Origin of the sequence: Micrococcus sp. CH7 (assembly GCF_001595485.1) — a bacterium.
Lineage (GTDB): Bacteria > Actinomycetota > Actinomycetes > Actinomycetales > Micrococcaceae > Micrococcus > Micrococcus luteus.
This window is the reverse complement of sequence record NZ_LOSQ01000008.1, coordinates 247,009-258,730: the sequence shown is the minus strand read 5'-3', so window position 1 is coordinate 258,730 and position 11,722 is coordinate 247,009. Positions and strand designations below refer to the sequence as shown.

At 74.1% G+C, this 11,722-nt stretch carries 7 protein-coding genes; 2 read left to right on the top strand and 5 right to left on the bottom strand.

Annotated elements, in window-relative coordinates; all coding sequences use genetic code 11:
- Positions 1 to 86 precede the first annotated feature (86 nt).
- The 4 genes from AUV08_RS04600 to AUV08_RS04585 all read right to left on the bottom strand — a co-directional run bounded on the left by AUV08_RS04600 (position 87) and on the right by AUV08_RS04585 (position 5,575).
- Positions 87 to 1,088 carry an aminotransferase class IV gene (locus tag AUV08_RS04600; RefSeq protein ID WP_036383651.1) on the bottom strand — a complete coding sequence of 334 codons (1,002 nt, stop codon included), beginning with the start codon at positions 1,086 to 1,088 and terminating at the stop codon, positions 87 to 89.
- Between the two features lie 64 nt (positions 1,089 to 1,152).
- A complete protein-coding gene (locus tag AUV08_RS04595; protein WP_061867624.1) occupies positions 1,153 to 4,434 on the bottom strand; it encodes an MMPL family transporter in 3,282 nt (1,093 codons plus the stop codon).
- Positions 4,435 to 4,589: 155 nt separating this feature from the next.
- On the bottom strand, positions 4,590 to 5,102 hold the full coding sequence (locus AUV08_RS04590; RefSeq protein WP_044658845.1) for a para-aminobenzoate synthase component I: 513 nt from the start codon (positions 5,100 to 5,102) through the stop codon (positions 4,590 to 4,592).
- A complete protein-coding gene (locus AUV08_RS04585) occupies positions 5,099 to 5,575 on the bottom strand; it encodes a MarR family winged helix-turn-helix transcriptional regulator (protein ID WP_044658846.1) in 477 nt (158 codons plus the stop codon). The genes AUV08_RS04590 and AUV08_RS04585 overlap by 4 nt, the downstream gene beginning before the upstream one ends.
- A 64-nt stretch (positions 5,576 to 5,639) precedes the next feature.
- Here AUV08_RS04585 and AUV08_RS04580 point away from each other — a divergent pair, with 64 nt between their 5' ends.
- Positions 5,640 to 7,934: an MMPL family transporter gene (locus AUV08_RS04580; RefSeq protein WP_061867625.1), complete on the top strand. Its 2,295-nt coding sequence runs from the start codon at positions 5,640 to 5,642 to the stop codon at positions 7,932 to 7,934.
- Positions 7,935 to 8,030: 96 nt separating this feature from the next.
- Here the strand turns inward: AUV08_RS04580 and AUV08_RS04575 are convergent, their stop codons facing one another.
- Positions 8,031 to 9,581, bottom strand: coding sequence for a hypothetical protein (locus AUV08_RS04575; protein ID WP_153236557.1), 1,551 nt, complete (start codon positions 9,579 to 9,581; stop codon positions 8,031 to 8,033).
- A gap of 340 nt (positions 9,582 to 9,921) precedes the next feature.
- Here AUV08_RS04575 and dnaK point away from each other — a divergent pair.
- A partial coding sequence (gene dnaK / locus AUV08_RS04570; RefSeq protein ID WP_084785997.1) for a molecular chaperone DnaK occupies positions 9,922 to 11,722 on the top strand: 1,801 nt, incomplete at its 3' end.

The following is an 11,722-nucleotide window of genomic DNA, read 5'->3' as shown; positions in this document are numbered from 1 at the left end:
TGTAGGAACTTCCATCCTGCCGGGCGGGGCCCGCTCGTCTCATCTCAGCCCGTACCCCGTGGCAAGAACCTCATGACCCACAACACCTAGCCCGCGGTGGGCACCGGGTCGCCGCTGACGTGCCGGCCGGGGTCGCCGTCGGCGTCCAGATGGGCCTGCAGCATGCCGGTGAGCTCGTGGTCCACGGGGATCTCGACGCCGTCGACGGCGCGCACCGGCAGGACGCCGCGCACCGAGGAGACGAGCCAGACGCCCTCGGCGCCCTGGAGGTCCGCCGGGACGAGCGGGCCGTAGCCGAGCTCCCAGCCGTCCGCGTGGGCGGCCGCGAAGATCACGGCCTGCGACGTGCCGGCGAGGATGCCCTTCTGGCGCAGCGGGGTGAGGAGGCGGCGGACGCCGTCCTCCCCGGTGCGCACGATCAGCACCGTGGAGGTGGGGCCCTCGAGCAGGTAGCCGTCCGCGCTGGTGAAGACGACGTCGTCGGCGCCGTGCGCGCGGGCGTAGCGCAGGGCGGCCATGTTCACGGCGTAGGAGAGGGTCTTCGCGCCGGTGAGCAGCCACGGGGAGCGCTCGGGGGCCTGCGAGTCGATGCCGCGGTCCAGCAGCAGCACCCGCAGCCCCCGCTGCCGCTCCTCGTCCTGGATCGCCGGGGCCGGGCTCAGCAGCGCCCACGCGGTGGGCGTGGGCACCGCGCCGGGAGCCGCGTCCGGGCCGCGGGTGACGGTCAGGCGCACGGCGAGACGGTCCCCGGGCGCGACGTCGTTGGCCTCGGTGAACGCCCGCAGGCCGAGCGCGACGGCGGCCTCCCACGCCGCCGCCTCGGGGGCGGCCAGCTGCAGGGCGGCGGCGGACGCGGCCAGCCGGCCGAGGTGGGCTCCGAGCTTGCGCATGCGCAGGGTCCCGAGCCCGTCGGCGACGGCGAGCGCCGTCTCGAAGATGCCGTCGCCGCGCGTGACCCCCTGGTCCGTGACGCTCAGGTGCGGGACGGCCGGGTCCGCGAGCCGCGGGGCGGGGGCGCCGTCCGCGTCCGTCTCGAGCAGGACGAGGACGGGCGAGCCGGCGGCGGGGGAGAAGGCGGTGGGACGCATCCGCCCAGGATAGACGCCCGCCCCCGGCCGATCGGGGCCGGGGGCGGGCATCAGTCGGGGGCGGTCAGGCCCGGTGGGCGCCGCCGTCCGGGGCGGGGACGGAGGGCTGCGCCGGGGCGTGGGCGCGCTCGAGCTGGGCGCCCTCCACGTCCACGTCCGGCATGATCCGGTCGAGCCAGCGCGGCAGCCACCACGCCTTCTCGCCGAGCAGGTGCATCAGCGCCGGCATCAGGAGCAGGCGCACCACGAACGCGTCCAGCAGCACGCCGAAGGCCAGGCCGAAGCCCATCGGGCGGATCATCGCGTCGTGGGCGAAGATGAACCCGCCGAACACGGAGATCATGATGATCGCCGCGGCGATCACGACGGCCCGGCCCGAGCGCAGGCCGGTCAGCACGGCCTGGCGGGCGGGCAGGCCGTGGGCGTAGGCCTCGCGCATGCCGGAGGCGATGAACAGCTGGTAGTCCATGGCCAGGCCGAACAGCACGCCGATCATGATGGTCGGCAGGAAGCTGAGCACGGGGCCGGGGTTGTGGACCCCGAACACCGAGCCGAGCCAGCCCCACTGGTAGATGGCCACCACGCCGCCCATGGCGGCGAACATGGAGAGCACGAACCCGCCGGTGGCGATCAGCGGCACCAGGATCGAGCGGAACACCAGCACCATGATCAGCAGGGACAGGCCCACCACCACGCCCAGGTAGAGGGGCAGGGCGTCGGAGAGCTTCTCCGAGACGTCGATGAACCCGCTGGTCATGCCGGCCACGCCGAGGTTGGAGGCCTCGCCGGCCGGCTCGGTGGCGCGCAGGTCGCGCACCAGCTCCTCGGTGGAGACGGCGTTCGGGCCCTCCTCGGGCAGCACCTGGAACATGGTGACGGTGCGGTCCTCGTTGAAGCCCGCGGGCACCACGGCGTGCGCGTGCTCGAGGCCGGCGAGCTGCTCGCCCACCGCCAGGCGGGCGTCCTCGGCCGCGTCCTCGTCCAGGCCGGCGGGCAGGTCCACGGTCACCACGAGCGGGCCGTTGTAGCCCTCGCCGAACTTCTCGGCGGTGAGCTCGTACGCAACCTGCGAGTCGGAGCCCTCCGGCTCGGACCCGCCGTCCGGCAGGCCCAGGCGCATCGAGCCGACCGGCAGGGCCACGAGCACCAGCAGGGCGACGGCCGCCAGGGCCGAGGCGATCGCGGCCGGGGTGGACATGGTCGAGCGGCGCCCGGCGCGGCGCACGGCGGCGGAGCCCTCGGCGACGGAGGCGGGACCCTCGTCGGCGAGGCGGGCCCGCTCCTTCTTCGAGAGGATCCGCATCCCGGCCAGGGAGAGCAGGGCCGGGGTCAGGGTGACGGCCACCAGCACGGCCACGGCCACGCAGACCGCGCCCACGGTGCCCATCAGGCCCAGGAACGGGATGCCGGTGACGTTCAGGCCCACGAGGGCGACGATCACGGTGATGCCGGCAAACACCACGGCGTTGCCGGAGGTGCCGTTGGCCAGCGCGATCGACTCGTGCAGGCCCGTGCCGCGACGCAGCTCCTGGCGGTGCCGGTTGACGATGAACAGCGCGTAGTCGATGCCCACGGCCAGGCCCAGCATCACCCCGAGCACCGGGGTCACGGAGATCATCTCCACGGCGGAGGAGAACGCGAGCGCCCCGGCGGCGCCCACGCCCACGCCCACCAGCGCGTTGACCAGCGGCAGACCCGCGCCCACGAGGGTGCCGAGCATGACCACCAGCACGATCGCGGCGACCACGAGGCCCACGACCTCGCCCGGGCCGAGCAGGGAGGACACGGTGGCGTTGAGCTCCTGGGAGGGATGCACGGCGACGCCGTCGATGTCCGCGCCGGTGAGGGCGCCGGTGACCGCCTCCTTGTCCTCGGCGGTGACGTCCGGGGTCGGCGTGGTGAAGGTGACGATCCCGACGGCGGTGCTGCCGTCCTCGGACACGGTGCGGAAGTCCTCCGCGAGGGCCAGGGTGCGCTCGCCGCGCTCGGCCTCGACGCGGCCGTCGTCCAGCTCGGCGCGGCCGTCGGCGAGGTCGGCCTCGGCCTGGTCCAGGCGCTCCGCGCCGGCGGCCAGCTGGGCCCGGCCGTCCTCGAGCTCGGCGACGCCGCGCTCGTACTCGGCCCGGCCCTCGTCGATCTTCTGCTGCTGCGCGTCGAGCTCGGCCTCGGCCGCGTCCAGGGCCTGCTGCCGTCCCGCGGCCACCTGCTCGCGGCCGGCCTCGAGCTCGGCCTCGGACTCCTGCAGCTGCTGCCGGCCGGCGGCGAGTCGGGCGGCGCCGTCGTCGGCCTCCGCCTGGGCGGCCGCGAGCTGTTCGGCGCCCGCGTCGGCCTCGGCCTGGGCGGCCTCCAGCTGCGCGCGGGCGGCGTCGGCCTGGTCCTGACCGGCCGCCAGCTGTGCCTCGCCGGCGGCGAGCTGCGCCTCCTGGTCGGCGAACTGCGCGGCGACCTGCTCCGCCGGGATGCCGGCGGCCTCGGCCTCGGCCAGCGCGGCGTCCCGGGCCTGCTCGAGCTCGGCGCGGCCCGCGGCCAGCTGCTCGGCCTGGGCGTCGAGCTCGGCCTGCCCGGCCTCGAGCTCGGTCCACCGGTCGCCGAGCTCGGCCTGCCCGGCCTCGAGCTCCTGCCGCTGTGCGTCGATCTCGGCCTGGCCGGCCTCGAGACGCTCCGCCTGCTCCTCGAGCTCGGCGCGGCCGGCGTCGAGTTGCTCCTGGCCGTCGGCCACCTTCTGCTCGGCCTCCCGGAGCGGGGCCAGGGCGTCGGCCGGCAGGGCCTCCAGGCCACGCTCCTCGAGGTCGGCGCGCGCGGCGTCGAGCGCGGCCTGCCCCTCGTCCAGCTGGGCGGCGGCCTCGGCGAGGCGCTGCTCGCCCGCGTCGGCCTCGGCCGTGCGCCGCTCGAGCTCGGCCCGGCCGTCCTCGATCTCCTGGCGTCCGTCCGCGAGGCGCTGCTCGCCGTCGGCCAGCTCGGCGCGGCCCTCGTCGAGCCGGGTGCGGGCGTCGTCCCGCTGGGCCTGGGCCTCGAACGGGTCCACGACGCCCTCCACGGCCGGCTGCTCGGCGACGTCGTCCAGCAGGGCGGTGATCTGCTCGCGCTGGGCGTCGGTCAGGGGGGAGCCGTCCTCGGTGGTGAACACGACCTGGCCCCTACCGCGGGAGGCCTCCGGGAACTCCTCCTTGAGGCGGTCCGTGACCTGGGCGGTGGGCGTGCCGGGGATGGTGACGGTGGAGGAGAGCGTGCCGCCGAAGGCGAGGAACCCGCCGACGGCGAGGGCCAGGGCGAGCACCCAGGCGAGGATCACGAGGAGGGGGCGGCGGGCGGCGCCGAGGCCGAGACGGTAGAGCAGTGTCGCCATGGGAAGGGGAGGTCTCCTTGCGCTGGGGTGGGACGCGGCCGGACGCGGCACGCCGCCTCCGATGCTACACCTAAGCGGAGCGTACCGCTCCGGTCCCGGCGCCCGGCCGGCCCGCACGCAGACCCCCGACGCCCCGACCCCGGGCGGCGCCCCCGTCAGGCGGAGGGCAGGCGCAGGACCAGGTCCGCCGCGGCGCGCGGGGCGTGCCGGGCCAGGTAGTCCTCCTCCTGTGCGGCCCAGCGGTCCCAGTGCGGGGCGAAGGTCTCACCGTCCCGGGCCAGCGCCCGCGTGCGCCGCGCGGGGGTCTCGAGCTCGAGCCACACCGCCAGGTCGAGCAGCGGTCGGGCGGCGGTGCTGAGCGCACCCACGCCCTCGCACACCACGACGTCGGCCGGCGCGGTCCGCCGCGGCGGACCGGGGGCGGCGCGGTGCCAGTCCCACGTGGTCCAGGTCGCCGTGCCCCGCTCCCGCAGCGCGCGCACGACGGCCGGGTAGGGGCCGTCGTCGCCCACCGCGGCGGCCAGCCCGTCCCAGCCCTGGTACATGGACTCGATCTCGATCACCTCGACGCGCGCGAACGGCGCGATCCGGGCCGCGAGCGCGGCGGCGAGGACGGTCTTGCCCGACCCCGAGCGGCCGTCCAGGCCGATGAGCGCCGGTCGGGTCACGGGTCCTCCGGGGTGGGGTCCGTCAGCGCGGCGGTGGCCGCCTCGAGCACCCGCACCGCGGCCCGCAGCTCCGCGACGGAGAACCCCTCGAGGGCGGCGCTCAGCCGCTGGGACATCGGTTGGAACGCGCGCTGCCCGTCGCGGCGGGCCGTGTCCGTGTGCTCCACCAGCACGCGCCGCCGGTCGCCCTCGTCCCGGCGGCGGCGGACGTGGCCCGCGGCGGCCAGGCGGTCCACGAGGGCGGTGGCCGAGGCCCGGGTGAGGTGCAGGTGGGCGCCGAGGTCCGAGGCGGTGACGGGCTCACCGGCCGCCGCGCGGGCCATCAGGTACGCGAGGGCTCTGAGGTCCGTGCGATGCAGGCCGACGCCGCGGCCGGCCTCGTCGACGGCGTGCTCCGCGCTCTCGCTGAAGACGCGCAGCGCGTGGACCACGGCGAGATGCTCCGCGGGGGCGGAGGGGGGCTGCGTGGTCATGGCCGGGAGTCTAGCCAGCCCCCATGGTTGTTTGATCATCGAACCATCCCCTACGCTCGGGGGCATGCCCACCGCGCCCGACCTGTCCGCCTTCCGCACCCCCGCCGCGCCGGGGCGTCCCTCTCGGGGGCTGCGGCTGGGCCTGGCCGCGGCGCTCGCCGTGGTCTGGTTCGCCGTGCTCGGCCTGGGCGGCCCCGTGTTCGGCGCGATCGGCGACGTCTCCTCGAACGACCAGGCCACCTTCCTGCCGGCGTCGGCCGAGTCCACCCGCGCGGGGGAGGAGGCGGCGGCGTTCCAGGACGGTGAGGCCGTGCCCGCCGTCGTCGTGGGCCCGGCGAGCACCGCGGACCCCGCGGCCGCCTTCCCCGCGCTCGCGGACCTCGCGGGCCTGTTGGGCGAGGTGCCGGGCGTGGTCGACGTCGCCGGTCCGATCCCCTCCGAAGACGGTGCGGCGGTGCAGTTCCTGGCCTTCGTCGACTCCTCGGCCGGGGCTGAGCGACCCGTGGCCGACGTGGTGGCCGACCTGCGGGAGGTCGTGGCGGACCCGGCGGCCGCCGCCCCCGCCCTCGCCGGGACCGTGGCCGCGGACACCGAGTGGCACGTGGGCGGTCCGGCGGGCCTGGTCGCGGAGCTGGGCGGCGCGTTCGCGGGGATCGACGGGCTGCTGCTGCTCGTGGCGCTCGTGGTGGTGTTCGTGATCCTCGTGGCGGTCTACCGCTCCGTCCTGCTGCCGGTCCTCGTGCTCCTGACGGCCGTGGCCGCGCTCTGCGGCGCGATCGTGGCCGTCTACGGGATGGCCCTGGCGGGCTGGATCCAGCTCAACGGCCAGGCCCAGGGCATCCTCTCGATCCTCGTGATCGGCGCGGCCACGGACTACTGCCTCCTGCTCGTGGCCCGGCACCGCGAGGAGCTGCTGGTCCGCGCGGAGGTCGGGGAGGCGCTGCGGGCCGCCGTGCGCGGGTCCTTCGGCGCGATCACCGCGTCCGCCTCCACCGTGGCCCTCGCCCTGCTGATCCTGATGGCCTCGGACCTCAACTCGACGCGCTCCCTCGGCCCCGTGGCCGCCACGGGTGTGGCCTTCGCGTGGCTCGCCGCCCTGACCCTGCTGCCGGCGCTGCTGCGGCTGACCGGGCGTGCCGCCTTCTGGCCCACGATCCCGTCCCCCGAGCGCGCGCGCCGTCGCACGGAGCGCCGCGCCGCCCGGGGCCGGGCCTTCACCCCGCCGCGCGACGGCGCGGGCCGGCCCATCGCCGGCCTCGAGGAGGACCACGGGGTGTGGACGCGGGTGGGCACCGTTGTCGCGCGCCGGCCCCGCCCCGTCTGGGTCGCCACGACAGTCGGGCTCCTCGCCCTCTGCGGCGGCCTGCTGCAGCTGCGCGCGGACGGCGTCGCCCAGGAGGACGTGCTGCTCGGCGACTCCGACGCCCGGCAGGCCCAGGCCCTGCTGAGCGAGCACTTCGACGCCGGCGCGGGCGCTCCCGCCCAGATCCTCGCGCCGGCCGGGGACGCCGAGGCGGTGCTCGCCGCCGTCGCGGAGGACCCCGGCGTGGCCGAGGCGGAGGTCACCGCGGACGCCCCCGGGACCGCCGCGGTCCCGCCCCCGAGCGCGCTCGAGGCGGAGGGCGGGACGGGCGCCGCGTCCGCGCCGGAGCCGCAGCCTCGCGTGGTGGACGGCCGCGTGCTGGTCTCGGCCACCCTGGCGGACCCGGGCGAGTCCCTCGCCGCGCAGCAGACCGTGGCCCGCCTGCGCGACCGGCTCGCGGATCTCCCCACCTCGGGCGAGATCCTCGTGGGCGGCCCGGCGGCCCAGGCGTTGGACACGAACGTCACCACGCAGCGCGACCTGCGGGTCGTCATCCCGCTGATCCTCGCGATGCTGCTGGTCATCCTCGCGGTGCTGCTGCGCTCGCTCCTGGCGCCCGTGCTGCTCGTGGCGGCCACCGTGGTCAGCTTCGGTGCGGCCCTGGGCGTCTCGGCCCTCGTGTTCCGGCACGTGTTCGGCTTCGAGGACGCCGACCCCACCGTGCCGCTGTACGGCTTCGTCTTCCTCGTGGCGCTCGGGATCGACTACACGATCTTCCTGATGACCCGGGCGCGGGAGGAGACCCCGCGGCACGGCACGCGGGCGGGCGTGCTGCGCGCCCTCACCGTCACGGGCGGGGTCATCACCTCGGCCGGCGTCGTGCTGGCGGCCACCTTCGCCGCGCTCGCGGTGATCCCGCTGATGTTCATGGTGCAGTTGGCGTTCATCGTGGCCTTCGGCGTGCTGCTGGACACCCTGGTGGTGCGCACGCTGCTGATCCCGGCCCTCGTGTGGGACATCGGCCCGAAGGTCTGGTGGCCGGCCAAGGCCGCCTGACCTGGTCGGTCCCGGACCCTTCCCGACGACGGCCCGCACCTCCTCCGCCGAGGTGCGGGCCGTCGTCGTCCCGACACGGCGGGCGTGGGGCGTCGGTCAGTCGCCGAGGGTGAAGTCCACCATCAGCAGGTGGGACAGCGCCACGGAGTGACCGGAGTGGGAGTGGAAGGGCTTGCCCAGCGCGCGCAGGGCCTCCACTGTGCGGTCTGTGCGCGCCATGGCACGGCCCATGATGAAGCGACGCACCTCCGGGCGGGCGGCGGCCCGGTCGATGTCCTGCAGCCAGCGCTGGAAGCCGGCGGACAGGGGATCGTCCGGGTCGGCTGTCTCGACCGTGTCGTCGCCGTAGGCCGTGCCGGCGGCGAGCCGGTCCGAGGCGGGCAGGACGAGCAGGCTCTCGAGCTCCTGCGCGGTGGGTGCCTTGCGGGCGTTGTCGTAGTCCACGTCCTTGAGCCCGGGGGCGAGTGACTCCATGACGTCGAAGTAGAAGCGGCGGCGCACGTCCTGGGGGAGGGAGGTGAGGGCCCGGATCGCGTACTTCGAGTTGAGCGGCATGAACAGCGGGCGGGCCTTCGGGATGTGGCCGAAGTGGAAGCGGTTCCGGAACTCGAGGTAGTGTTGGATGCTCGGCACGACGCCCGGGGCGGTCTGCTTCAGTTGCTCCTGCGTGGTGGCCATCTCCTCCTGCCAGAGGGCGAAGTCGGCGGCGGGCATCTTCTCCTTGAACGGCTCCAGCAGGCGCAGCGGCTCGGCATGCCGGTAGTACTGCTTGATGGTGCCGCCACCGCCGCCGTGTGCATGCACCTCGAACGGGTTCTGGAACGTCGACGACATGTAGACCGGGGTGTACACGCCGAGGCTGTTCTCCCGCCAGTGGCGGTAGGCGCGGGACCCGGACACCAGGGTGCGGGTGGGCGGCTTGGGGCCGTTCACCGTCAGGCCGTGGGCCTCGGCGATCCCCTTTGCGACGGCCAGATCCTCCTTCTGGTTGACGCCCGAGTGCAGCCAGAACCGGTCCGAGTCCGTGCGGAACAGGCCGGACTCGAGGAGGAACGCGAACACCGTGCGGGAGTCCACGCCGCCGCTGAGGTCCGCGGTGAAGGTGACCCGCGGGTCCGCGAGCAGGGCGCGGGTGCGCCCGCGCCAGACGTCGAGGTACTCCTGGAGCGCCGCCTCGTACTCGAGCGGCTGGAGCTCGGGGGCGCGCTCGAGGGAGAGGACGCTGCCGCGGATCACCACGACGGTGCCGACCGGCAGGAGTCGGATCTCGTCGAACGGGGTCTGGAAGATGGACAGCTGCATGGTCAGCGTCTGGCGGAGGGCGAACGGACGGAGCCTGCCGAGCCGGGGCGTGAGCGTCATGCCCTCGGTGCGCAGGTGCTCCACCAGCCCGCTGTAGGAGGAGCCGAGCGCCCAATCGTCGCCGCTGCGGTAAAGGAAGAGACGGCCCAGACCGCTGGCGTCCGTGCCCACCTCGAAACGGCGGCCGAAGAGCCTGCCCGCCCGGCGTGCGACCACGTAGCAGCCGTCCTCGCCGGGGCCGACGGTGCGGCCGGTGCGCGCGCGATACGCAGTCATGCCCGCGGGCCCGTGCACGTAGTCCGTGCCGACGAAGGCGTATCCCTCGAACTGCTCTTTGGGTCGCATGCGACTCGAGAGGATGAGCACGTGTCACTCCTGGGTTGCGGGTCCGATTTCCAGAAGTCTAGTCAGCACCTGTGCGCCGGCACCGAGAGGGGCTCGGCAGGGCGCCCGCGAGATGCCTGAGAGGGGGATTCACGGAGGGTGTGACGAGGATCACCGACGGGCGGGAATGAAGCGCACGGGGGTGTGGTTGCACTGCACGACACCAGAACATGAGTCGAGGTGACTCAGGTTTCTTGACAGACCTTCCGCCCCGGTGGCAGGTTGAGTCCAGAACGCTCAAGGGCGGCCGGCACCGGTCGGCCGCGGTCACCTCGAGCAGCAGTCGACGAAAGGACACATGATGTCGCGAGCAGTGGGTATCGATCTTGGCACCACCAACTCCGTGGTTGCCGTCCTCGAGGGTGGCGACCCGGTCGTCATCGCGAACGCCGAGGGCGCCCGCACCACCCCGTCCGTCGTCGCGTTCTCCAAGGGCGGGGACGTCCTGGTCGGCGAGGTCGCTAAGCGCCAGGCCGTCAACAACCCGGAGCGCACCTTCGCGTCCATCAAGCGCCACATGGGCACCGACTGGACCACCGAGGTGGACGGCAAGAAGTACACCCCGCAGGAGATCTCGGCCCGCACGCTGATGAAGCTCAAGCACGACGCCGAGGAGTACCTGGGCGAGAAGGTCACCGACGCGGTGATCACCGTGCCCGCCTACTTCAACGACGCCGAGCGCCAGGCCACCAAGGAGGCCGGCGAGATCGCGGGCCTGAACGTCAAGCGCATCATCAACGAGCCCACCGCGGCCGCCCTGGCCTACGGCCTGGAGAAGGGCAAGGAGGACGAGCTCATCCTGGTCTTCGACCTGGGCGGCGGCACCTTCGACGTGTCCCTGCTCGAGGTCGCCAAGGACGAGGACGACTTCGCCACCATCCAGGTGCGCGCCACCGCAGGCGACAACCGCCTCGGCGGCGACGACTGGGACCAGCGGATCGTGGACTGGCTGCTCCAGCAGGCCAAGTCCAAGGGCGCGGACCTGTCCAAGGACAAGATCGCCCTGCAGCGCCTGAAGGAGGCCGCGGAGCAGGCCAAGAAGGAGCTCTCCTCGGCCACCTCCACCAACATCTCGCTGCAGTACCTGTCCGTGACCCCCGAGGGCCCGGTGCATCTGGACGAGCACCTGTCCCGCGCCAAGTTCCAGGACCTCACCAAGGACCTGCTCGAGCGCACCCGCAAGCCGTTCGAGGACGTCATCAAGGAGGCCGGCGTCAAGGTCTCCGACATCGACCACGTGATCCTCGTCGGCGGCTCCACCCGCATGCCCGCCGTCTCCGAGCTCGTGAAGGAGCTGACCGGCGGCAAGGAGCCCAACAAGAGCGTGAACCCGGACGAGGTCGTCGCCATCGGCGCGGCGGTGCAGGCCGGCGTGCTCGCCGGTGAGCGCAAGGACGTGCTCCTGATCGACGTGACCCCGCTGTCGCTGGGCATCGAGACCAAGGGCGGCGTGATGGCCAAGCTCATCGAGCGCAACACGGCCATCCCGACCAAGCGCTCCGAGACGTTCACCACGGCCGAGGACAACCAGCCCTCCGTGTCCATCCAGGTCTTCCAGGGCGAGCGCGAGTTCACCCGGGACAACAAGGCGCTGGGGACCTTCGAGCTGACCGGCATCGCCCCGGCCCCGCGCGGCATGCCCCAGATCGAGGTCACGTTCGACATCGACGCGAACGGCATCGTGCACGTCTCCGCGAAGGACAAGGGCACCGGCACCGAGCAGTCGATGACCATCACGGGCGGCTCCTCGCTGTCCCAGGAGGACATCGACCGCATGGTCAAGGACGCCGAGGCCCACGCGGACGAGGACAAGAAGCGCCGCGAGGCCGCCGACCGCCGCAACCAGGCGGAGCAGTCCGCCTACTCCGTTGAGAGGCTCCTGCAGGACAACGGCGACAAGCTGCCCGAGGACGTCAAGACCGAGGTGCAGGCCGACGTCGACGCCCTGAAGGCCGCCCTGGAGAAGCAGGACAACGACGACGAGGTCGCCGCCGCGTTCGAGAAGCTCCAGGCCTCCCAGGTCAAGATCGGCGAGGCCCTCTACGCCCAGCAGGGCGCGGAGTCGGCCGACGCCGGCGCCGAGTCCGCCGCCCCGCAGGGCG

Excerpts from the sequence above, each read along its gene's own strand:
- AUV08_RS04580 (WP_061867625.1), top strand. The coding sequence starts at position 5,640 with ATGCCCACCGCGCCCGACCTGTCCGCCTTCCGCACCCCCGCCGCGCCG.
- AUV08_RS04595 (WP_061867624.1), bottom strand. The coding sequence starts at position 4,434 with ATGGCGACACTGCTCTACCGTCTCGGCCTCGGCGCCGCCCGCCGCCCC.
- AUV08_RS04585 (WP_044658846.1), bottom strand. The coding sequence starts at position 5,575 with ATGACCACGCAGCCCCCCTCCGCCCCCGCGGAGCATCTCGCCGTGGTC.
- AUV08_RS04600 (WP_036383651.1), bottom strand. The coding sequence starts at position 1,088 with ATGCGTCCCACCGCCTTCTCCCCCGCCGCCGGCTCGCCCGTCCTCGTC.
- AUV08_RS04575 (WP_153236557.1), bottom strand. The coding sequence starts at position 9,581 with ATGCGACCCAAAGAGCAGTTCGAGGGATACGCCTTCGTCGGCACGGAC.